The organism is Streptomyces sp. A1277, assembly GCF_004795015.1.
GTDB lineage: Bacteria > Actinomycetota > Actinomycetes > Streptomycetales > Streptomycetaceae > Streptomyces.
Window position 1 is genome coordinate 1 of the sequence record NZ_SSBI01000060.1, and the last position, 21,311, is coordinate 21,311.

At 71.4% G+C, this 21,311-nt stretch carries 18 protein-coding genes; 3 read left to right on the forward strand and 15 right to left on the reverse strand.

Going from position 1 to position 21,311, the window contains the following annotated elements:
• Positions 1-122: 122 nt before the first annotated feature.
• The 5 genes from hydA to E6R18_RS30205 form a co-directional block, all read right to left on the reverse strand.
• A complete protein-coding gene (hydA, locus tag E6R18_RS30185; protein ID WP_136320059.1) occupies positions 123-1,523 on the reverse strand; it encodes a dihydropyrimidinase in 1,401 nt (466 codons plus the stop codon).
• Positions 1,524-1,603: 80 nt separating this feature from the next.
• Positions 1,604-2,887, reverse strand: coding sequence for an aspartate aminotransferase family protein (locus tag E6R18_RS30190; RefSeq protein ID WP_136320060.1), 1,284 nt, complete (start codon positions 2,885-2,887; stop codon positions 1,604-1,606).
• Complete coding sequence (locus tag E6R18_RS30195; RefSeq protein WP_136320061.1) at positions 2,884-3,726, reverse strand: nitrilase-related carbon-nitrogen hydrolase; 843 nt, start codon at positions 3,724-3,726, stop codon at positions 2,884-2,886. Before E6R18_RS30195 ends, E6R18_RS30190 begins: the two co-directional genes overlap by 4 nt.
• Positions 3,727-3,899: 173 nt before the next feature.
• Positions 3,900-4,280 carry a PPOX class F420-dependent oxidoreductase gene (locus E6R18_RS30200; protein ID WP_136320062.1) on the reverse strand — a complete coding sequence of 127 codons (381 nt, stop codon included), beginning with the start codon at positions 4,278-4,280 and terminating at the stop codon, positions 3,900-3,902.
• Between the two features lie 26 nt (positions 4,281-4,306).
• Positions 4,307-4,576, reverse strand: coding sequence for a helix-turn-helix transcriptional regulator (locus tag E6R18_RS30205; RefSeq protein WP_136320063.1), 270 nt, complete (start codon positions 4,574-4,576; stop codon positions 4,307-4,309).
• A 41-nt stretch (positions 4,577-4,617) separates the two neighbouring features.
• On the opposite strand from E6R18_RS30205, the gene map reads away from it, so the two are divergent.
• Positions 4,618-5,385: a type I methionyl aminopeptidase gene (map, locus tag E6R18_RS30210; protein WP_136320064.1), complete on the forward strand. Its 768-nt coding sequence runs from the start codon at positions 4,618-4,620 to the stop codon at positions 5,383-5,385.
• A 51-nt stretch (positions 5,386-5,436) separates the two neighbouring features.
• Here the strand turns inward: map and E6R18_RS30215 are convergent, their stop codons facing one another.
• From E6R18_RS30215 to E6R18_RS30225, 3 genes are read right to left on the reverse strand one after another with little or no spacing between them, the layout of a single operon-like run.
• Positions 5,437-6,711, reverse strand: coding sequence for an acyltransferase (locus E6R18_RS30215; RefSeq protein WP_136320065.1), 1,275 nt, complete (start codon positions 6,709-6,711; stop codon positions 5,437-5,439).
• The gene (locus E6R18_RS30220) at positions 6,708-8,882 is read right to left on the reverse strand and encodes a bifunctional polysaccharide deacetylase/glycosyltransferase family 2 protein (RefSeq protein WP_136320066.1); all 2,175 of its coding nucleotides are present in this window, start codon (positions 8,880-8,882) and stop codon (positions 6,708-6,710) included. Before E6R18_RS30220 ends, E6R18_RS30215 begins: the two co-directional genes overlap by 4 nt.
• A gap of 25 nt (positions 8,883-8,907) precedes the next feature.
• The gene (locus E6R18_RS30225) at positions 8,908-9,387 is read right to left on the reverse strand and encodes a hypothetical protein (protein WP_136320067.1); all 480 of its coding nucleotides are present in this window, start codon (positions 9,385-9,387) and stop codon (positions 8,908-8,910) included.
• 219 nt (positions 9,388-9,606) lie between these two features.
• On the opposite strand from E6R18_RS30225, the gene E6R18_RS30230 reads away from it, so the two are divergent.
• Both E6R18_RS30230 and E6R18_RS30235 read left to right on the forward strand, forming a co-directional pair.
• Entirely contained in the window at positions 9,607-10,629 is a 1,023-nt protein-coding gene (locus tag E6R18_RS30230) for a glycosyl hydrolase (RefSeq protein WP_136320068.1), read from the forward strand.
• Positions 10,630-10,741: 112 nt separating this feature from the next.
• A complete protein-coding gene (locus E6R18_RS30235; RefSeq protein WP_136320069.1) occupies positions 10,742-12,706 on the forward strand; it encodes a PQQ-binding-like beta-propeller repeat protein in 1,965 nt (654 codons plus the stop codon).
• A gap of 20 nt (positions 12,707-12,726) precedes the next feature.
• Here E6R18_RS30235 and E6R18_RS30240 read toward each other — a convergent pair whose 3' ends face one another.
• The 7 genes from E6R18_RS30240 to E6R18_RS30270 all read right to left on the reverse strand — a co-directional run bounded on the left by E6R18_RS30240 (position 12,727) and on the right by E6R18_RS30270 (position 21,275).
• A complete protein-coding gene (locus E6R18_RS30240; RefSeq protein WP_136320070.1) occupies positions 12,727-13,530 on the reverse strand; it encodes a glycoside hydrolase family 75 protein in 804 nt (267 codons plus the stop codon).
• Positions 13,531-13,613: 83 nt separating this feature from the next.
• Positions 13,614-15,422 carry a gamma-glutamyltransferase gene (ggt, locus tag E6R18_RS30245; protein ID WP_136320071.1) on the reverse strand — a complete coding sequence of 603 codons (1,809 nt, stop codon included), beginning with the start codon at positions 15,420-15,422 and terminating at the stop codon, positions 13,614-13,616.
• A gap of 302 nt (positions 15,423-15,724) precedes the next feature.
• Positions 15,725-16,258, reverse strand: a complete 534-nt coding sequence (locus E6R18_RS30250; protein ID WP_136320072.1) for a hypothetical protein — start codon at positions 16,256-16,258, stop codon at positions 15,725-15,727.
• On the reverse strand, positions 16,255-17,691 hold the full coding sequence (locus tag E6R18_RS30255) for a HAMP domain-containing sensor histidine kinase (RefSeq protein ID WP_136320073.1): 1,437 nt from the start codon (positions 17,689-17,691) through the stop codon (positions 16,255-16,257). The genes E6R18_RS30250 and E6R18_RS30255 overlap by 4 nt, the downstream gene beginning before the upstream one ends.
• A complete protein-coding gene (locus tag E6R18_RS30260) occupies positions 17,688-18,371 on the reverse strand; it encodes a response regulator transcription factor (protein ID WP_136320074.1) in 684 nt (227 codons plus the stop codon). Before E6R18_RS30260 ends, E6R18_RS30255 begins: the two co-directional genes overlap by 4 nt.
• Positions 18,372-18,429: 58 nt before the next feature.
• The gene (gene murJ / locus E6R18_RS30265) at positions 18,430-20,121 is read right to left on the reverse strand and encodes a murein biosynthesis integral membrane protein MurJ (RefSeq protein WP_136320075.1); all 1,692 of its coding nucleotides are present in this window, start codon (positions 20,119-20,121) and stop codon (positions 18,430-18,432) included.
• Positions 20,118-21,275, reverse strand: coding sequence for a peptidoglycan bridge formation glycyltransferase FemA/FemB family protein (locus E6R18_RS30270; protein ID WP_136320076.1), 1,158 nt, complete (start codon positions 21,273-21,275; stop codon positions 20,118-20,120). Before E6R18_RS30270 ends, murJ begins: the two co-directional genes overlap by 4 nt.
• Positions 21,276-21,311 lie beyond the last annotated feature (36 nt).

The window sequence follows — 21,311 nt, forward strand, 5'->3', positions numbered from 1 at the left end:
CATCGCCACCCGCTACGACAAGTCCCCCGAGAGCTACGACGCCGGACTCCACCTCCGGGCCTCCCTGATCTGGATCAACGACCTCTTACCGACGACCGAATGATCACGACCTCACACAGGCCCTAGTCCAGGTACTGGCAGGTGGCGCGTGGGGTGTACATGCCGTGGCCGGCGCGGCCGGTGTACGTACGGCGGTCGATGACGACCTCGCCGCGCGAGAGCACGGTCTCCACCTGGCCGGTGAGCCGCTTGCCCTCGTACGCCGAGTAGTCGACGTTCATGTGGTGGGTGGCGGCGGACACGGTCTGTCCGGCGGCCGGGTCGTAGACGACGATGTCGGCGTCCGCGCCGGGCGCGATCGTGCCCTTCTTCGGGTAGAGGCCGAACATGCGGGCCGGGGACGCGCAGGCGATCTCGATCCAGCGGCGGCGCGAGATACGGCCCTCGACGACCGCCTGGTGCAGGAGGTCCATGCGGTTCTCGACGCCCGGCATGCCGTTGGGGATCTTCGAGAAGTCGCCGCGGCCCATCTCCTTCTGGCCGGAGAAGCAGAAGGGGCAGTGGTCGGTGGAGACGACCTGGAGTTCGTTGGTGCGCAGCCCGCGCCAGAGGATCTCCTGGTGCTCCTCGGGCCGCAGCGGGGTGGAGCAGACGTATTTGGCGCCCTCGAAGTCGGGCTCGGCGAGGTTGTCGGTGGACAGGAAGAGGTACTGCGGGCAGGTCTCGCCGAAGACGGGCAGCCCCTTGTGACGGGCGGCGGCGATCTCGGCGACGGCCTCGTCGGCGGAGACGTGCACCACGTACAGCGGCGAACCGGCCACGCGGGCGAGCTGGATCGCCCGGTGGGTGGCCTCCGCCTCCAGCGCCACCTTCCGTACGTCTCCGTGGTGGCGCGGGTCGGTGCGGCCGGCGGCGAGCGCCTGCTCGACCAGGACGTCGATGGCGATGCCGTTCTCCGCGTGCATCATGATCAGGCCGCCGTTGGAGGAGGCCCGCTGCATGGCGCGCAGGATCTGTCCGTCGTCGCTGTAGAAGACCCCCGGGTAGGCCATGAAGAGCTTGAAGGAAGTGATGCCCTCCGCCACCAGGAGGTCCATCTCCTTGAGCGAGGACTCGTTCACGTCGGCGAGGATCATGTGGAACGCGTAGTCGATGGCGCACTTGCCGTCCGCCTTGGCGTACCAGGCGTCCAGGCCCTCGCGCAGTGAGCGGCCCACCGACTGGATGGCGAAGTCCACGATGGTGGTGGTGCCGCCCCAGGCGGCGGCGCGGGTGCCGGTCTCGAAGGTGTCGGCCGCGTAGGTGCCGCCGAACGGCATCTCCATGTGGGTGTGCGCGTCGACTCCGCCCGGGATGACGTACTTGCCGGTGGCGTCGATGGTCCGGTCGGCGCTCCAGCCGGCCGCCTCGTCGGTGTCGTGGGCGGCGAGGGCTGCGACGCGGCCGCCGTCGACGAGGACGTCCGCGTGCATCTCGTCCGACGCGGTGACGACCAGGCCACCGCGGATGACGGTACGGCTCATGGGTACCCCTCCTCGTTGTGCTGAAGGTGGAGCGGGGTGCGGGGCCTGGCCGGCCGCCGCACCCACGCCGTTGTCAGCTGTCAGCCCACCGAGTGCAGCGCCTCGGCGAGGATCTCCGCGCCCTCCTCGGCCTCCGGGATGGCGAGCGAGAGGGGCGGTGCGATGCGCAGCACGCTGGTGTTGTGGCCGCCGCCCTTGCCGATGAGCAGGCCGCCTTCGCGGGCCGCCTCCAGGACGGCCGCGGCCGCCTCGGGGTCGGCCTCGTCGGTGCCGGGCTTCACCAGCTCGATGCCGATCATCAGCCCCCGTCCGCGCACCTCCCGTACCCGCTCCGACGCGGCACCGACCGCGCGCAGCCGCTCGATGAGCAGGCCGCCGACCCGGCGGGCGTTGCCCTGGAGGTCGTGTTCGAGGAGGTAGGAGAGGTTGGCGAGGCCGGCCGCCATGGTGACCGGGGAACCGCCGAACGTCGAGATGGAGTTGGCGTCCAGGCAGTTCATGACCTCGGCCCGGGCGACGACGCCGCCGATGGACATGCCGTTGCCGATGCCCTTGGCGAAGGTGAGGATGTCGGGCGGACCGTTCTCGCCGTGCGCCTGCCAGCCCCAGAAGTGTTCGCCGGAGCGCCCCCAGCCGGTCTGCACCTCGTCGGAGATCCACAGGATGCCGTGCCGGTCGAGGACTTCGCGGAACGCGGCGTACAGGCCGTCGGGCGGTGAGGTGAAGCCGCCGACGCCCTGGATGGGTTCGGCGATCAATGCGGCAGGGGTCCGGGTGTGGCCGAGCAGGTCCTCCAGGTCCGCGACGCAGGCGGCGGTGAACTCCGCGTCGCTCAGGTGCGCGTAGGGGCCGCGGGTGCGGACGCCGCCGTGCACGTAGAGCGTCTGGAGGGGCGAGAGGCTGGTGGGCGACCAGGCGTTGTTGCCGGTGATGGAGACCGCGGAGAAGGACCGGCCGTGGTAGCTGTTGCGCATCGCGAGGATCTGGTTCGACCTGCGGTACGTGGTGGCCAGGAGCAGGGCGGTGTCGTTGGCCTCGGTGCCGGAGGTGGTGAAGAAGACCCGGGCGTCGGGGATGCCGGAGAGCGAGGCGATGCGCTCGGCCAGCTCGATCATCGGGCGGTTCAGGTAGAGCGTGGAGGAGTGGATGATCCGCCCGGCCTGCTCGCTGACCGCCTTGGTGACCTCGGGCAGGGCGTGGGCGGTCATGGTGGTGAGGATGCCGCCGAAGAAGTCGAGGTAGCGGCTGCCGTCGGCGTCCCAGACGTGGCGCCCCTCGCCGTGGGTGATCTCCAGCGGGTTGCGGTAGTAGAGCGCCAGCCAGTCGGGGCTGACGGCGAGGTGGCGGTGGTGGAGGCTGCTCACGGCTCGACCAGCCCCTCGTACGCGTCGGGCCGGCGGTCCCGGTAGAACGCCCACTGCTGCCGTACCTCTTCGATGAGCCCGAAGTCCAGGTCGCGGACGAGGAGTTCCTCCTCCTTGTCGCCGGCGACGTCGCCGACGAACTGGCCGCGCGGGTCCACGAAGTAGCTGGTGCCGTAGAAGTCGTTGTCGCCGTACTCCTCCTGGCCGACGCGGTTGATCGCGGCGATGAAGTACTCGTTGGCGACGGCGGACGCGGGCTGTTCCAGCTGCCAGAGGTGGGCGGACAGGCCGCGTGAGGTGGCGGACGGGTTGTAGACCAACTGGGCGCCGTTCAGTCCGAGTTGACGCCAGCCCTCGGGGAAGTGCCGGTCGTAGCAGATGTAGACGCCGACCTTGCCGACCGCGGTGTCGAAGACGGGCCAGCCGACGTTTCCGGGTTTGAAGTAGTACTTCTCCCAGAAGCCCTTGACCTGCGGGATGTGGTGCTTGCGGTACTTGCCGAGGTACGAGCCGTCCGCGTCGATCACGGCGGCGGTGTTGTAGTAGAAGCCGGACTGCTCCAGCTCGAAGACCGGGACGACGATCACCATGCCGGTCTCGCGGGCCAGTTCCCGCATCCGGCTCACGGTCGGGCCGTCCGGCACCGCCTCGGCCCAACGGTAGTGCTCGGGCTCCTGCACCTGGCAGAAGTAGGGGGCGTTGAACACTTCCTGGAAGCCGATGATCTGCGCCCCTTGCCGGGCGGCCTCGCGGGCGTGCTCTTCATGCTTGGCGATCATGGATTCGGTGTCGCCGGTCCAGGTCGCCTGGACGAGGGCGGCGCGTACGACGTGGGACATGAGCTGCTCCTTCGACGCGGCGTCAGAGAGCCTCTTCGTGCTTCTACGCCCGTAGACACGTGCGTAGGGGAGAACGTAAGCCCCGTCACACGGCGGGGCAAGACCATCGCCGTGAACCAGCCGAGTCGATCATGTTTCACACCCGTGCGGGCCAGCGCGGGACGCCCGGGGTCTCAGAACCTGATGGCGATCCCGGTGTGCGGGCGCTTGCCGAGCCGGGCGATCATCGCCGGGTAGTCGAGCAGCCAGTACTTCCAGGTGTACTTGCGGCCGATGGCCCGGCGCACGGCGGCCGTCCCGCGCTCGTCGAGCAGCCTGCCGGTCCCCTCGGCGCTCACGGCACCCTCCTCGGTGCGGCCGCGCACATCGCAGACGGTGACCCGGACCCGGCTGTCGTTGCGCAGCCGCTTGACCTTCCAGGAGTCGGTCTTGGTCCAGACGACCAGCTCCTCGCCGTCGACCGCCGCCCAGACCGGGGTGGCGACGGGCGTGCCGTCCTTGCGGTACGTGGTGAGGCTGACGTACTCGCTGCGGGCGAAGTCCTGGAGGCTCATGGGCCCAGCGTAGGCGGGGCTCCGCGCTAACCGGCCAGGGGCACGGCATCCGGCGCCGGGGCGCAGCGCAGCAGCAGTTCGTCCATGGAGAGGCCGAGCGCGCCGGCCAGCGCGGCGACGGTGAAGAACGCGGGGGTGGGGGCGCGGCCGGTCTCGATCTTCCGCAGGGTCTCGGCGGAGATCCCGGCACGGGCGGCGATGTCGGTCATGCTGCGGCCGGCGCGTGCCTCGCGCAGCAGCAGGCCGAGCCGTTCGCCGCGCAGGCGCTCTTCGGGAGTCAGGGGGTTACGGACCATACCGTCATTCTAATACCGCTCGGACCGGTATAGTAATTGGCATGGTGCAACTCAAGACGGACACATCCATCGAAGCCATGCGCGCGGCCGGCCGGGTCGTGGCGCAGATGCTGACGGCCACCCGGGAGGCGGCCGGGGTCGGCGTATCCCTGCGCGAACTCGACGAGGTGGCGCGCGGGGTGCTGCGCGAGGCGGGCGCCGGCTCGCCGTTCCAGGGCTACCGGCCGCACTTCGCCCCGGTCCCCTTCCCGGCGGTCATCTGCGCGTCGGTCAACGACGCGATCGTGCACGGCATCCCCACGGACTACCGGCTGCGCGACGGCGACCTGCTGAGCATCGACGCCGGCGCGAAGCTGGACGGCTGGGCCGGTGACTCGGCGATCAGCTTCACCGTGGGCGGGGCCCGCCCGGCCGACACCCGGCTCATCGACACGGCGTACGCGGCCCTCGACGCGGGCATCGCCGCGGCCACCGTCGGCAACCGGATCGGTGACATTGCACATGCCATCGGTACGGTCTGCCGCACCGCCGGCTACGGCATCCCCGAGGGGTTCGGCGGGCACGGCGTGGGCCGCGAGATGCATGAGGACCCGGGCGTGCCGAACGAGGGCCGGCCGGGGCGCGGCATGCCGCTGCGGCACGGGATGGTGCTGGCCATCGAGCCGATGCTGATCGCCGGCGGGGTGGACACCTACCGGGCGGACCGGGACGGCTGGACCCTGCGGACGACCGACGGCAGCCGGGCCGCGCACGCCGAGCACACCGTGGCGATCACGGACGACGGCCCCCGCATCCTGACCGCCCTCTGAGCGCGCTGGTCGTACTGACCTGACCCGTGACGTTCCACGCCCCGGCGCTGGCTAGCGGACCCGGCGGCGGCCCCGGCCCTTGGAGCGGCGCGGGTAGGGGAAGAGCCGCGGGCTGCGCTTGGCGGCCACGTCCTCGATCCAGCCGAAGAGCAGGATCGCCAGGCAGATCAGCGGAACGGCGACCACCAGCGGCGTCCAGCGGCTTCCCAGCAGCCACTGCGCGTGCTGGTAGAGGAAGGTGTTGCTCCACAGCGGGTCGATCAGCGGCTCGGTCAGCACCAGTGCGACGGAGTGCCACAGGTAGACGGTCACCGCGCGGGAGTTGAGCAGGCTGATCACGCCGTTGAACCGCTCCAGCGGCTTGGGCCACTGCTCCCAGGAGGGGCTCAGGTGGAGCAGCAGCAGCACCGCGCCGAACGACCAGATCGCCTGGGCGACCGGTACCGCTTCCAGATCGTGCCCGAGCCGGGGGTTGTCCACCGGCGACCGCAGTAGCCACCAGTAGCCGAAGACGAGCACCAGCGGTGCGAGGGACGGCACGATGTACTGCGGGATCCTGCGGAGCAGCCCCTCCCCGTGGGCCATGCCGAGCAGCCAGCAGGAGCCGAAGGTGGTGAAGTCGGTGGCGGCTTCCATCAGCCGGCCGCCCTGGTCGACCAGGCCGGAGTTGAGGAGGAACGCGAGCGCCAGCGGCACCATCAGGGTGACCCAGGGCAGCTTCCGCAGCGCCTTGAGCATGAGCGGCGACAGCAGTACGTACCAGAGGTAGGCGCGCAGGTACCACAGCGGCACACAGATCTGTTCGGCCCAGGAACTCGGCAGGTGCCCGCCGAAGGTGTGCAGCGAGGCCCCGAACGGCGGCTCGCTGAACGGCAGGACCCAGTAGGCCAGATCACCCCACCACCAGTTGGGGTGGCTGGGATCAGGCCGCCAGCCCTCCAGGAGCATCAGCGGCACCACGACCGCGCCGAACAGCCACATCGGCGGCAGCAGGCGGCGCAACCGGCCCCGGACCACGCTCGGCGCCGGCCGCTTGAGGGACCGCACCATCAGCGACCCGGCCAGCGCGAACATGACGCCCATGGAGGGGAAGACGACCGGCAGCCAGGTCCAGCCGAAGTTGTGGTAGATCACCACGCGGACCAGGGCAAGCGCCCGCAGCAGGTCGAGGTAGCGGTCGCGGACGGGCTTCCGCGCGGGCGCCGGGGCGGCTTCTTCGGGCTGCGGGGCACGTTGCGCGGGGATCACGGCAGTGTCCGTCACGCGCAGGGCGACGGTGTCCGAGGAGTTCTGGATGCCGAAGGCACCTGGTTCCGCGATACTCATGAAGACGTCGCCCCTGTCGTGACATCGAGACCCACTTCACCGGTGCGCCGCAGCTTCTGCCAGCGCAACCGGCCCCCGGTCAGTGCGGTGATGGCGGACTGCAGCAGCACCATGTACATGAGCACCCGGTAGACCACCTGCTGGGCCGGCAGCGTGATCAGATGCCACGCCTTCTCCTTGTCCAGGTGGAAGGACCACCAGGCGCAGACGGCCTGCAGTGCCATCACCGCGAACCAGGCGGCCAGGGTCTTGTACGCGTCGACGAAGACCACGCCGTAGACCATGCCGATGTCGATGGCGGGCGCGAGCAGGGGGGTGACCACCATGAACAGGGCGACAAACGGCAGACCCACCCGGCCGAAGTGGCCGGCCGCGCCGCGCTCCAGCACCGCGTGCCGGTGCTTCCACATCGCCTGCATGGTGCCGTAGCTCCAGCGGTACCGCTGCGACCACAGCTGCTTCATGCTGTCGGGCGCCTCCGTCCAGGCACGCGCGTTCTCGGCGTAGACGACCTTCCAGCCGGCCCGGTGCAGGGCCATGGTCACGTCGGTGTCCTCGGCGAGCGTGTCGTCGCTCATCCCGCCCGCCTGCTCCAACGCCGTACGCCGGAAGGCGCCCACGGCACCCGGGATGGTCGGCATGCAGTTGAGGACGTCGTACATCCGGCGGTCGAGATTGAAGCCCATCACGTACTCGATGTGCTGCCAGGCGCCGATCAGCGTGTCGCGGTTGCCGACCTTGGCGTTGCCGGCCACCGCGCCGACGCGGGGGTTGCCGAAGGGCTGCACCAGCTCCCGGACGGTGGCGGGTTCGAAGACCGTGTCGCCGTCCATCATGACGATCAGGTCGTACGAGGCGGCGGCCACACCGGTGTTGAGGGCGGCCGGCTTGCCGCTGTTCGGCTGCCGGATCAGCCGGACCATCGGCAGGTCGAGCTCCTCGACGATGGCGGCCGTGTCGTCGGTGGACCCGTCATCGACCACGATCACTTCGATGGGATGCTCGCTTCTGGCCAGTGAGAGCAGGGTGTTGGTGATGCACTCCTGCTCGTTGTACGCGGGTACGACCACGGTGACCGGTTCGGTGACCGGGTCACCCCAGGAGAAGCCCCGCCTGCGGACGCGCCGCACGTGGACGGCCGAGAGCACCAGCATCAGCACGAACCGCGCCATGACCAGCACGCCGACGACCGCGAGCAGGCCGACCAGCCACGGCAGCAGCCCCACCGAGAACGTGGTGCACCACAGGAACGCCTTGCCGACCCACAGGTTGTAACTGGTGACCTTGGTGTTGGCGGAGCCGGTGCCGAGCGCCTCGCCGGTGGTCTTGAAGGTGTAACCCTGGGCCTTGAGCTTCTCGATGATGATCGGCAGCGCGGCCAGCGTCTGCGCCCGGTCGCCGCCCGCGTCGTGCAGCAGGATCATCTGGCCCTGGCCGGGGAGGTCGGGCATGGCGGCCTTGACGATGGAGTCCACGCCGGGGCGCTTCCAGTCGTCGGTGTCCTTGTCGATGAAGACGGTCAGGTACCCCTCGGACCCGGCCTGCTTGGTCACCGGCCACGACCAGTCGTCGAGCGCGTCCGCGGTGGAGGAGTAGGGCGGACGGAAAAGGCTGGAGTGGATGCCTGCGACACCGGCCAGGGCTAGCTGGGTCTCGCCCAGTTCCCAGGTGAGCCGGGTGCCGGAGTGCAGCGCGAGGTCAGGGTGGGTGAAGGTGTGCAGACCGATCTCGTGGCCGTCGGCCACGATCCGGCGGATCAGCGACGGGTTGCGCGTGACCATCGAGCCGGTGACGAAGAAGTCGGCGCGGACGTTCTCCTCCTTCAGCACCTTGAGGATCTTCGGCGTCCACTTTGCGGACGGCCCGTCGTCGAAGGAGAGGACGACGGTCTTGTCCGGGATCGTGTAGTTGACCGGTTTGCCGTTCTTGTCGCCGCGTGCGTCGACGACCGGGCCACCCTCCAGCACTCCGGTCGGGACGGTGCCCTTGTCCACCGAGACGGCTATGTGGTCGTCGTGGAATGCCTCGTTGTTCGCCATGCCCCGGAGCACCATCAGCGCGAGCAGGGTCGCCAGTACGGTCACCGGCAGGAAGAACCGCAGCGGAGGTGCGGCGAGCCGGCGCGGCCGTGCGATGGATTGCCGGGGGCGCTGATGGCGGGGACGGGACATGGACTTCCTGATCGGTCGCGTCTGGCTACTGCGCGGTGGCCGACGCGGTGGCGTCGGAAGTGGTCACCGGGGCGGTGGCGTCGGATGTGGCCGCCGGGGCGGTGGCGTCGGATGTGGCCGCCGGGGCGATGGCGTCGGATGTGACCGCCGGGGCGATGGCGTCGGATGTGACCGCCGGGGCGATGGCGTCGGATGTGACCGCCGGGGCGGTGGCGTCGGATGTGACCGCCGGGGCGGTGGCGTCCTTCCCGGGCTTGGCGATGCCGGGAGCCGCGGGCAGCGGCGCGTTCAGGTACTGGTTGGGCGGCTTGGTGTCCGCGGTGCCGGGGACGGTGAGCGCGGGCGCCTGCGACTGGGTTCCGACCAGGCCGGAGACCATCGCCACCACGCACCCGGCGCAGAGGATGCCCACCAGCCAGCCGAAACCACGCATCCGGCGGCCACGCTGACCGGTCTGGTCCACGAAGACGGGAGCCGGCTCGACCGCCGTGGAGGTTCTGGTCATCGACAGCCTCGAGCTTCTTTCATCGTGGTGCAACTGCCAGCTCGGCGGCGCCGAAAGTGTTGAGTAGTGCAGAAAATGATCAATATGCGAGTAAGGGGAAATTATCCGACCCGTTCCCGATCACGCACGAACATTAGTATGGAGATTCGGTGAATGTCACGCGGGTCTCGTACAGTTCCGGCTACGTCACTTGAATCCCGCGCGAACGGACCTTCACGCATGGCCCCTCCCCGCAGCCGCAGCCGCAGCCGCAGCCGCCTGATGGTCGCGGCGATCCTCATGGTCGCTGCCTCGCTCTTGGTGGATGCCTGCGGCGGCGCGGGAAGCGGGGGCGGCACCAAGGGGGGCACGCCCACGTCCCCGGCCGCGCACTACCAGGTATCGCCCCTGCTCAAGCCGTCCGGCCACGCGCTGGGCGTCGTCGATGCCAAGACGCCCTGGCAGTACGGCATCGTCGAGACCTTCACCGAAGAGGCCGGACGGGCCCCTGACATCCGCGAGTACTACAGCTCCTGGGGCGACGACTTCGACACGGAGGGCAACGCCTTCCTGTGGCAGCACGGCCAGCTGCCCATGATGGCGCTGGTGCCCACCGACGCCCCGCTCGCCGGCATCGCCAAGGGCGAGGACGACGCCTACATCCGCAAGCTGGCGGACCAGATCGCCGCCTACGACGGCCCGTTGGCCCTCTCCTTCGCCGGCGAGATGAACGGCCCGTGGAACTCCTGGGGGCCCGAGCACACCAAGCCCGCCGACTTCGTCGCGTCCTGGAAGCACGTGCACGACGTCTTCTCCGCGCGAGGCGTCACCAACGTGATCTGGGTGTGGACCCCGCATGTGGTCGACTCGGGCACGCCCGCCGAGCTGCGCCCCTACTACCCGGGCGACGACTACGTCGACTGGGTCGGTCTCATCGGCTACTACGGGCCGATCGACGGCGCCGCCTTCTCCAGTCTGTTCTCCCCCACCCTGCACCGCATCGCGGACTTCTCCAGCAAGCCGGTGCTGATCGCGGAGACCGGGGTGGCGGAGAGCGACCAGAAGGAGGCGCACATCCGTGACCTGTTCCAGGGCGCCGCGAAAGCCGGCGTCATCGGGCTCGTCTGGTACGACCAGCGCAAGGACTGGCCGGGCGGCAAGCAGCTGATGGACTGGCGTATCAGCACCTCGCGGGGCGCGCTGGCCGCGTTCCAGGTGGAGTCGGCCCGGAACAGCTTCGGTCATTCGTTCAAGAACGGCTGACCCAGGGCGTGCAGGGCAAGGGGCGCGACTCAGCCCGTACGTAACGGTACAGATCAGGGCGCATTCACTGCGGTTGGCGCACGCGGATGCCCGACCAGGGGAGATCACGGAGATGACGACGGAATCGTCGCCGGGCCAAGGGGCTCCGCAGGAGGAGGACGGCTGGGCCTTCCGGCCCCGCAGGACTCCTGCCGCCCCTCAGTCGTACGGAGACCAGCAGCCCTACGGAGACCAGCACCCCTACGGGGACCAGCACCCTTACAGGGACCAGCAGCCCTACGGAGACCAGCACCCTTACAGGGACCAGCAGCCCTACGGAGACCAGCACCCTTACAGGGACCAGCACCCTTACAGGGACCAGCAGCCCTACGGAGACCAGCACCCTTACAGGGACCAGCAGCCCTACGGAGACCAGCACCCTTACAGGGACCAGCAGCCGTATGGAGACCAGCACCCCTACGGGCAGCAGCAGCCGTACGGAGACCAGCAGCCGTACGGGCAGCAGCAGCGGCAGACGGAGCCGGCCGCGACGTGGGAGAGCCGGTCGCCGGCCCAGTCGTCCGACCAGCAGCCGGGCCAGTCGTACGGCGGGCCCTCCGGCACGCGGTGGGACACCACCGTCCCTCTGCGGTTCCCCAAGCCCTACGCCGGCGCCCACGAGTCCATCGACGAGCCGGGTCGCCGGACACCTCCGCACACCCGCCGCGGCGGCGAACCGGCGGATCAGGAGTCCGGATACCCGTCGGCGTCGACGAACCCGTCGGCTTCGGCCGCCGTCCGCGGCCGGGCGGCCCTCCGTTCCCCCGAGCCTGTCGCCGCGCAGCCGCAGTCCCCTGCGGGCGCGGGCGGCAAACGGGCCGGGAAGACCAGGTGGGTGGGAAGGGTGGTGCTCGCCCTCGCCGTTCTCGCCGCCGGAGGGACCGCCGCCGTCGTGCTCAAGCAGCAGGACGCCGCGGCCGTCGCCCCGGAGAAGCTGACGCAGGCGTGGCAGATACCGGCGCCCGCCGACGACGCACTGGTCGGCAGTTGGCTCACCGACAAGGTGCTCGTCCGGGCCAGCAGCCGAGGCGGCCTGCGGGCCTACGACCTCACCGACGGAAAGCAGGTGTGGAAAGCCGCGGGCGCCGGCACCGGCGCCAAGCGCGACACCGTCCCCTGCGCGATGTCGCCGACGCTCAGCGCCGAGGGCATCGGCACCGTCGCCTTCGGAGAGGACGCCAGTACCTGCACCCGGCTGGCCGGTCTCGATGCGTCCACCGGCAAGATCCTCTGGTCCATGCCGCTGACCAGCGGCAAACACCCCACGGCGGTGACCGCCTCGACGTACGTGCAGGGCAACGTCGCCACCATCGTCAGCGAGAGCTTCCTCGGCGGTGTCGACGTCCGCACCGGAAGCCGCGTATGGGGCTACAAGGCTCGCGGACACTACTGCAACGCCTACGACTGGGGCGCCGACGGCGTCGTGCTGGTGGACGACTACTGCCTCGACCGGAAGACCCGGTTCACCCTCACCGCGTACGACGGCAGGACCGGGAAGGTGATCTGGCGGAAGTCCGAGAGCGCCCACTCGGACGTGACGCACATCCTGTCCGGCAAACCACTGGTCGCCGCGGTCCACACGGCGCGCCAGGACGCCGTGCGGGTTCTCGGCACCACCGGGACCGGCCGCAAACTGGCCGTCGGTGACGACGAGCTCATGCCCGGCAACGACACCGGCGCCGACCACTCCGCACGGCTCCACGGCAACGTCCTGGTCACCCCTGCCTTGGCCTCCGGCAGCCCGGTGATCGACGGCTACGACACCACCACCGGCGCCAAACTCTGGACCCTCCGCTCCGCCGCGCTCGCCGTCGCCGCCTCCGGCGCGGACGACAAGGTGCACGCCGTCACCACGTCGGGCTCCCCGCGGCTCATCACTATCGACCCCCGCACCGGTCGCACCACCCCGGTCGCGGACCTGTCGGCGGGGACCGGCAAATGGAACTTCACCTCCGGCACGGCGTACGTCACCCCGGACGGCGGCGTACTGGAACTCAACGCCCTCGGCTCGAACGGCGGCGTACGGCTCTACCGGTAGGGTCCCGCTGATCCCCCTGGCTAGTGCACGAACTCCTCGGCGAGGGCCTGTCCCGCGGCCACGGCGGCGTCGTGGTCCTCGATCGGTGACACCCGGGAGTCCTTGAACAGGATGTACGTGACCCCGGAGCCGGTGCCGCCGCTCCTCGGGTCCGGGTCGATGCCGAGCGACTTCGCGGTGGCGTACGAGGCTTCACCGATGATCCGCTCCGGTCCCACGTCACCGACGACGGCGTACTCCACCTTGCCGCCGTGGATGACGGCGACGACCCCGCCGCCCTTGATCCCGGCCGCCTCGTAGTCCCAGACGCCGCTGCGGCCCGGCACGACGACGTACGGCAGTTTCGCCGCGTTCAGCGGCTTGTCGTCCGAGGTGTGGAACGCGGTGTCGCCGTGGAAGGACGGGTCGGTGCCCTTGTTGCAGGCGGCGGTCACCTGCCCGTCGCAGTCGATGTCCAGGTCCGCCTTCCAGAACACGGCACCGTGCACACCGCAGACCGGGACCGTCGCCGAAATCCCCTCGTCCATGCGGTACTTGCCGTGGGAGACCTGCGTACAGGCCGACACCTTGGCCAGCAGGTCGGCCGCGCCGACCGGGCCTCCCCGGCCGCGGGCCGGGGAGGGTGCGGAGCGGTGCGCCCTGGGAGGCGCCTGGTGGACCCGCGCGACCAGCGCGAGGCGTAGGGCCGACAGGGCGGGGCGCGGGGCGGGAGCGGCGAGGGCGGGGTCCGGGACCGCCCCCGCCACGGCAAAGGTGGCGGGGGCGGGTGTGCCGGCCGTGAGGAGGGCGGCACCGGAGGCCGTGACGAGGGCAAGCGTTCGCATACGCACTGTGGGGGCGCCCTTCTGGCGAGGAGATGTTCCTTGCGGCCTGAGCCGCCGTGCGCCCCCCTGTGAGGTTCGGGTGGTCAGGGCCGCCCGCTCGGCCTCACCACCATCGCCGAGCCGCCGCCGCGCCGCTCCTTCTCGGCGGCCGCGAGCCACCGCCCGTCGGGCAGCCGCTGCACACCGGTCGCCGCCCCGATCTCCGGGTTCAACTTGAAGACGTGGCCCAGCGACTCCAGCCGGCCCCGCAGCGGGCTGTTCCACAGCGCCGGTTCGAGCTCGGTGGCCGCCGCGTTGCGCTGGCTGGCCCGGGGCGCCGCGATGGCGTCGACCAGCGGGAGCCCCCGGTCGACCTTGCCGATCAGCGACTGGAGCACGGTGGTGATGATGGTGGCGCCGCCGGGTGAGCCGAGGGCCAGCACCGGCTGCCCGTGCTGGAGCACGATGGTCGGCGAGATGGACGAACGCGGACGCTTGCCCGGTCCGGGGAGGTTCGGGTCGTGGACGGCCGGGTCGGCCGGTGCGAAGGAGAAGTCGGTCAGCTCGTTGTTGAGCAGGTAGCCCCGCCCCGGGACCGTGATGCCGCTGCCGCCGGTCTGCTCGATGGTCAGGGTGTAGGCGACGACGTTGCCCCACTTGTCGGCGGTCGTCAGGTGGGTGGTGTTCTCCCCCTCGTACGTGGTCGGCGCGGCCTTGCCGGTGGACCGGCAGTCGCCCGGGTGGCGCGGGTCGCCCGGCGCGAGCGGACTGGCCAGCACCGCGTCGTCCTTGATCAGGCACTCCCGGGCGTCCGCGAACCGCTGGCTCAGCAGGCCCTTGGTCGGCACGTCCTCGAACGCCGGGTCGCCGACCCAGCGCCCCCGGTCGGCGAACGCGATGCGGCTCGCCTCGATGTAGCGGTGCAGGTACTTCTCCTCGCTCACCCGCGAGAGGTCCGTGGACTCCAGGATGTTGAGGGCCTCGCCCACCGTCGTCCCGCCGGAGGAGGACGGCGCCATGCCGTAGACGTCGAGCCCCCGGTAGTTCACCTTCGTGGGCGCCTGCCGCAGCGCGCGGTAGGAGCGCAGGTCCTTCGCGGTGAGGTCGCCGGGGCGCACCACCCGGTCGGACGCGGGATCGACGGGCGGATTGCGTACGGTCCTTACGACGTCGTCGGCGAGCTTGCCCCGGTAGAGCTCGTCGACGCCCTTGCGGCCGACCTCCTCGTACGTACGCGCGAGGTCGGGGTTCTTGAAGACCGAGCCGACCACCGGCAGCTTCCCGCCGGGCAGGAACAGTTTCCGGGTGGCCGGGAAGTCGCGGAACCTGTCCTCGTTGCCCGCCGTCTGCGAGCGGAACGTTTCGTCTACGACGAAGCCGTCCCGGGCCAGCCGCTCGGCGGGCTTGAGGACCTGGCGCAGCGAGGTGCTGCCCCAGGCGTCCAGGGCCGCGTCCCAGGTGGCGGGCGTGCCGGGGGTGCCGACGCCGAGCCCGCTGGTCACCGCGTCATCGAAGGCGAGCGGCTTGCCGTTCTCCAGGAAGAGGGAGGAGTCCGCGGTGCGCGGGGCGGTCTCGCGGCCGTCGATGGTCCGCACGGTCCGGGTGCGGGCGTCGTAGTAGACGAAGTAGCCACCGCCTCCGAGTCCCGACGAGTACGGCTCGGTCACCCCGAGCGCGGCGGCGGTCGCCACCGCGGCGTCCACCGCGTTGCCGCCCTTGCGCAGCACCTCGATGCCGGCGGCCGTGGCGTCCGCGTCGACGCTGGAGACCGCGCCCCCGTATCCCACCGCGACGGGTGACTTGGGCGGTGGCGCGGCCGGGTGGGCGGACGAGGACGGGGCGGCGGCCCCGACCGACACGACGGCGGCGAGAATCGCCGCCAACGACACATTCCGCCTGACGGAACGTCGCATGCGCACCTCCGGTGAAGGATCGTCCGCGCAGGGTAACGCCGCCCCGGCCGTCCCGTCAGGACCGCCTCGAACTTGAGGCCGAATGCCCGCCAACATGCCCGCGCATGACTGATGGCGTACGCGACATCGTGCTGGGCGTGATAGCCGCCGGTGCCGGCGCGGCCCTCGGCCGGCTCGCGCGCACCTGTCAGGGGACCGGCGGGCGGACCGAGTTCCGCGTGGGCGGACCGGTGTCGAACCGTCGCATGTCCGGGCACCTCCCGCCGGGCCGGCAGCTGAGCCGCATCCGCGACGCGGCGCGGTCAGACGGAGCAGTGGGCCGGGCCGATGACACCGTCGGTGCCGGTGACCGTGACCGCCTCGGTCCGGTCGGCGGTACGGGCCCGGGCAGCGGTGCAGATGAGCTGCTCGCGGGCCGCCTGGGAGAGCCGGGTGACCGGGAGGGTGAGGGTGACCTGTACGCCCTGCGCGCTCAGCTCGACCCCGATCTTCACCCGGTCCCCGGGCAGCTCCGTGCGCAGGCCCGCCGCCTTCTCCGCCGCGCTGGGCCCCTTGAAGAGCAGGGCGATGGCGGCCGACGCCCCGGCGGGCCGGTCGTTCTCCCATGCCTCTCCGTTGCCGTAGTCCTCCGGATCGGCCGTCCGGACGACCGGCAGCAGCCGGGACGCCGAGGACGAGGAGACGAAGTACAGCAGGGTGCCGAGCTGGCCGGCCGGGGCCACCTCCACCGTCGCCGGCTCCCCGGCCTCCACGACGTCCGTCGCGCGGATGCCGCAGCCGGTGGCGAGCAGCAGCAGTACGGGCAGCAGCGCGCCGAGTGCGCGCCCGCCCCTCACCGCTCCCCCATCGGCAGGTCCACGGTGAACACCGCACCGCCGCCGGGGGCGTTCGCCGCGCGGACCGTGCCGCCGTGCAGCCGGACGTTCTCCTGGGCGATGGCGAGGCCGAGGCCGCTGCCCGCCGACCGGGTGCGCGCCGCGTCGGCCTTGTAGAACCGGTCGAAGATGTGCGGGAGCACGGACTCGTCGATGCCGGGCCCGCTGTCCCCGACCTCCACGACGAGCCGGTCCCCGTCGCCCTGCCCCTCGGTGCGCACCCGCAGGGTGACCGGTTCGGCGCCGTGCCGCAGGGCGTTGCCGACGAGGTTGGCGACGACCACGTCGAAGCGGCGCGGATCGAGCACCGCCCGTACGCCGTCGGCGAGTTCGGTGGTGACCCGGTCCTCCCAGCGGCGGGCCTGGAGCGACTTGCGTACGGTCTCGGCGACGTCGACCTCATCCAGGTGCAGGTCCGCCGCCCGGGCGTCGAAGCGGGATATCTCCATCAGGTCCTCGACCAGGGTGGCGAGCTTGCCGGTCTCCGCGCTGATCAGCCGGACGGCGGCGGCGGTGTCGGGGCGCAGCTCGTCGGCGTCCTCGTCCAGGACCTCGGTGACGGCGAGCATTCCGGCGAGCGGGGTGCGCAGTTCGTGGGAGACGTCGGAGGCGAAGCGCCTGGCCCGTTCCTCGGCCCGGCGCAGCTCGTCGACGGACTCCTGGAGCTTGGTCGAGGACTCGTTGAACGTCCAGGCGAGGTCGGCGATTTCGTCGTTGCCGCGCACGGTGATGCGGGTGTGGAGCTCGCCCCGGCCGATGCCGGCGGCGGCCCGGCGCAGATCGCGTACCGGGCGCAGGACGCTGCGGGCGGCGAGCAGGGCGGGGACCAGGGCGATGAGCAGGGCGGGCAGGGCGCCGTCGCGGGCCGCGGTGACCATGGCGGCCACGTTGGCCTGCTCGGTGGACAGCGGCATCACGGCGTAGAGGACGAGGCCGGTGGGCTGGCTGCCGTCGCCCCGGTCGAAGAGGGTGGGCATGGCGACGGTCAGCCACGGCTTGCCGTCCTTGACGACGCGCTGGAAGGAGCCGTGGGCGTTGTCGCGGGCGGCCGTGCGCAGGTCCGCGGTGATCACCCCGGAGGAGGGCCGGTCCGACGAGGAGACCCGCAGGTTCCCGTACTCGGCGAAGACGGTCCAGGCGTGCGCCGTGCCCTGGCGGGCCAGCGTGAGGCAGATGTCCCGCAACCAGACCCGGTCCAGCGGAAGGGTGACGGCCTGGGCGCTGATCCGGTCCCGGAACTGGGCGACGGCGGTGTCCTGGGCCTGCTGGAGTATCGCCGAGCGGGCCTCGCGGTAGGTGAGGGCCGCGGTGGTGGCGGCGCTGACGGCGGCGACGAACAGGAACGCCGCGATCAGCCGGGTGCGCAGGCCGAAGCGGGCGGCGAACAGTTTCACGTGAGGGGTCCGAAGCGGTAGCCGAAGCCGCGGACGGTCTGGATGTAGCGGGGGCTGCCGGGCACGTCCTCGACCTTCTGGCGCAGCCTGCGCACGCAGGCGTCGACCAGCCGGGCATCCCCGTGGTAGCTGTGCTCCCACACGTATTCGAGGAGCTGCTGGCGGCTGAAGACCTGCTCGGGCGAGGCCGAGAGGTGGAGCAGGAGCTTCAGTTCGGAGGGGGCGAGCAGCAGCCGCTCGCCGGCCTTGGCGACGGCGAGGCCGGCGCGGTCGACGGTCAGCTCGCCGTGCGACTCGGTGCCACCGCGCCCGGCGGGTTCCGCGAGCCGCCTCAGTACCGCGCGGATGCGGGCCTCGATGACCTCGGTGCGGGCGGGTTTGACGATGTAGTCGTCGGCGCCCGCCTCCAGGCCCACCACGACGTCGAAGTCGTCGCCGCGCGCGGTGAGCATGATGACGGGCAGCTGGCTCGTCTCGCGTATCCGGCGGCAGACCTGCACGCCGTTCATGCCGGGCAGCATCAGGTCCAGGAGGACCAGTTCGGGGCGGAACTCGCCCAGCGCGGCGAGCCCCGCCTCGCCCGTACCCACGGCCCGCAGGTCGTGTCCGCGCCTGCGCAGCCCCAGTTCGACCCCTTCCCGCACGGAGGGGTCGTCTTCGATCAGGAGCACGCGAGCCATGGCGTCAGTATCCCAGCGATCAAGGAGTGGATTCGAACGGGTGGGCGGTCCGGGCGGCTCAGCCGCGCCGCAGCCCGCCCCGGACGGCGTTCAGTGCGGCGCTCACCTCGGTGAGCCGCAGGGGGCGGGCCAGCAGCGCCACGACCAGGACCAGAACGGCCGTCCCGGTGCTCAGCGCGGCGAGGTCGCCGAGCCCCGAGCCCTGCGTGTCGACGGCGCGGGCCGCCGCGTACGCCAGCAGCCCGGCGGGCACACACGCGGCCATCAGCCGTACGTGCGCCCCCACCCCGGGTGAGCGGGTGAGCGAGGAACGTGCCGCGCCGGGCGGGGAGACTCTGCGGTGCAGGACGTACGCGGTGACGGCGAAGCCGGTGAGCAGGGCCACCGAGTACGCGCCCGCCATGCCCGTCACCGCCCAGCGCGGGGGCAGCAGCAGGTAGGCGACGACGCAGAGGCCGGCGTTGAGGGCGGCGATGACCAGGTTCAGCAGGAAGGGGGTGCGGGTGTCGCTCATCGCGTAGAAGCCCCGGGAGAGCACGTACTGCCCGGAGAAGGCGATGAGCCCGGGGGCGAACGCGGCCATCATGCCCGCCATCACCGTGATGTCCGCGGGCCCGGTGCGTCCGTAGCCGAAGACCGAGCCCATCACCCAGGGCGCGAGCGCCAGCAGGAGGGCTGCGGCCGGGACGACCACGGCCGCGGAGGTGCGCAGCGCGTACGAGAGGTCCCGCCGCACCCCGGCCAGGTCGCCGCCGGCCGCCGCCCGGCTCATCCGGGGCATCAGCGCGGTGACGAGGCTGACGGTGACGATGCCCTGCGGCACGACCCACAGCTGGTAGGCGTAGCTGTACGCGGTGTACCCGGCGCCGCCCGCGACGTGCTGTTCCACGGCGTGCTGGCCGGTGGCGGTGGAGAGCCGGGTCACGACCCAGTAGGCGGCCTGGTTGGTCAGGACGAGCATGACCAGCCAGCCGGCGGCGCGCAGCGGCCGGGCGAGTCCGCTGCCGCGCCAGTCGAACCGCGGCCGCCAGCGGAACTTCGCGGCCCGCAGCGAGGGCACCAGCGCGAGGCTCTGCACGGCGATGCCCGCCGTGGTGCCCCAGCCCAGCCACTGGGCCTGCGCGGAGGTGAGGGTGCCCTCGGAGCTCGCCGCCGTCCAGAGGTAGAGCCCGAACACGGCGATGATCACGAGGTTGTTGAGGACGGGCGTCCACATCATCGCGCCGAACCGGCCACGGGCGTTGAGCACCTGGCCCAGCAGCGTGAACAGGCCGTAGAAGAGGATCTGGGGCAGGCAGTAGCGGGCCAGGGCGACGGTGAGTTCGGCCTGGTCGCCGTCGTAGGTGGGGGCGTACACCGAGATGATCAGCGGGGCGCCCATGACGGCGAGCGCGGTCAGCGCGAGCAGACCGGCCGTGCACAGGGTCAGCAGGCGGTCGGTGTAGGCGGCGCCGCCGTCGCTGTGCTCCTTGGCCGCCCGGACGAGTTCGGGGACGAAGACCGCGTTGAGGGCGCCACCGATCAGCAGTATGTAGAGGATGTTGGGCACGGTGTTGGCGACCGTGTAGCCGTCGGCCCGCAGTCCGGTGCCGAGCGCGGCGACGACGACCGCCGAGCGTATGAATCCCGTCGCCCGCGAGACGACCGAGCCGGCGGCCATGACGGCGCCGCTGCGCAGCACCGAGCCGGAGCCGCGGGGTCCGGCCTGTTCGGGGGCGGGCGCCGCGGGGGCGGCGTCGGCGGCCGTCACCGGCGTGCCAGGTATGCCTGGAACGCCCGGTACAGCGTGTTGTTGGCGGCTCCGCCCACCGATGTCTCCCACTCTCCGAGGGTCTCCACGACCTGCCCGCCGGTGCCGAACTTCCAGCGCAGCAGCCCGAAGGGCCGGTCGTCGGGATCGAGGGTGGAGGATACCCCGCGCATGTCGTACACCCCCGCGCCCCGGTCCCGGGCGTCGCACATCATCCGCCACTGCAAGGCGTTGCTGGGGCGGACCTCGCGGCGGTGGTCGGCGGAGGCGCCGGTCTGGTACCAGACCCGCCGGCCGGTGCTGATGAGGGTGTGCGCGGCCAGGATCTCGCCCTCGTGCACGGCGAGGCAGAGCCTCATCCGGCCCGGCTCTTCGGCGTTGAGCACGGCGTACTGGCGCTGGTAGTAGGCGAGGGAGCGGCCGAGCCGGAAGCCGTCGCGCTCCTCGGTGATCCGCAGCAGCCGGTGGAATTCGGGCAGCTCGGCGGCGCTCCCGGTCACGATGCGCACCCCCGCCTTCTGCGCGCGGCGCACATTGCGGCGCCACTCCTGATTGAGCCCGGCCCACAGGTCCTCGGTGCTGCGTCCGGCGAGCGGCACCCGGAAGACGTACCGGGGCTGGGCGTCGGCGTCGTCGCCGTCCCCGCCGCAGCGCCGCCAGCCGCGCGCCCGCAGCCGGTCCGCGACGGCCGCGCCCAGCGGATCGACCTGGCTGGCCAGCACGTCCCCGACGGTGCGGCCGGGTCCGGTGGCGGCCTTCAGCCGGGGGGTGTCCCAGCGGCGGTAGGCGGGCGAGGGCCCGATGCGTACGGCGAACGCCCCGGCCGCGCGCAGGTGGACGAGCAGCGGCCGCAGCCACCGGTCCATGCCGGGGTCGGCCCAGTCGGCGACCGGCCCTTCCGGAAGATAGGCGAAGTATTTGCGGGTGCCCGGGAATTGCCGGTAGAGGACGAGTGCGCTGCCGCTCAGTACGCCGTCGTCGTCGTGCCAGCCGAGCCTTTCCGACGACCATCCCTCTTTCACGCCCGCCCACGACGGGTACTGCAGGAAACTGGCGTCCGCGTGGGTGGCCAGGTGCGCGCGGTGCTCGTCCGCCGTGAGGCCGTGTATGCGTAGTTCACGGCTGCGGTCTCCGGTCGCGAGCAGCGCTGACATCTCCGTGGCCCTCCCTCGTGGGCCCCGCGGTCGGCT

Excerpts from the sequence above, each read along its gene's own strand:
- hydA (WP_136320059.1), bottom strand. The coding sequence starts at position 1,523 with ATGAGCCGTACCGTCATCCGCGGTGGCCTGGTCGTCACCGCGTCGGAC.
- E6R18_RS30195 (WP_136320061.1), bottom strand. The coding sequence starts at position 3,726 with ATGTCCCACGTCGTACGCGCCGCCCTCGTCCAGGCGACCTGGACCGGC.
- E6R18_RS30200 (WP_136320062.1), bottom strand. The coding sequence starts at position 4,280 with ATGAGCCTCCAGGACTTCGCCCGCAGCGAGTACGTCAGCCTCACCACG.
- E6R18_RS30205 (WP_136320063.1), bottom strand. The coding sequence starts at position 4,576 with ATGGTCCGTAACCCCCTGACTCCCGAAGAGCGCCTGCGCGGCGAACGG.
- map (WP_136320064.1), top strand. The coding sequence starts at position 4,618 with ATGGTGCAACTCAAGACGGACACATCCATCGAAGCCATGCGCGCGGCC.
- E6R18_RS30215 (WP_136320065.1), bottom strand. The coding sequence starts at position 6,711 with ATGAGTATCGCGGAACCAGGTGCCTTCGGCATCCAGAACTCCTCGGAC.
- E6R18_RS30220 (WP_136320066.1), bottom strand. The coding sequence starts at position 8,882 with ATGTCCCGTCCCCGCCATCAGCGCCCCCGGCAATCCATCGCACGGCCG.
- E6R18_RS30225 (WP_136320067.1), bottom strand. The coding sequence starts at position 9,387 with ATGACCAGAACCTCCACGGCGGTCGAGCCGGCTCCCGTCTTCGTGGAC.
- E6R18_RS30230 (WP_136320068.1), top strand. The coding sequence starts at position 9,607 with ATGGCCCCTCCCCGCAGCCGCAGCCGCAGCCGCAGCCGCCTGATGGTC.
- E6R18_RS30235 (WP_136320069.1), top strand. The coding sequence starts at position 10,742 with ATGACGACGGAATCGTCGCCGGGCCAAGGGGCTCCGCAGGAGGAGGAC.
- E6R18_RS30240 (WP_136320070.1), bottom strand. The coding sequence starts at position 13,530 with ATGCGAACGCTTGCCCTCGTCACGGCCTCCGGTGCCGCCCTCCTCACG.
- ggt (WP_136320071.1), bottom strand. The coding sequence starts at position 15,422 with ATGCGACGTTCCGTCAGGCGGAATGTGTCGTTGGCGGCGATTCTCGCC.
- E6R18_RS30260 (WP_136320074.1), bottom strand. The coding sequence starts at position 18,371 with ATGGCTCGCGTGCTCCTGATCGAAGACGACCCCTCCGTGCGGGAAGGG.
- E6R18_RS30270 (WP_136320076.1), bottom strand. The coding sequence starts at position 21,275 with ATGTCAGCGCTGCTCGCGACCGGAGACCGCAGCCGTGAACTACGCATA.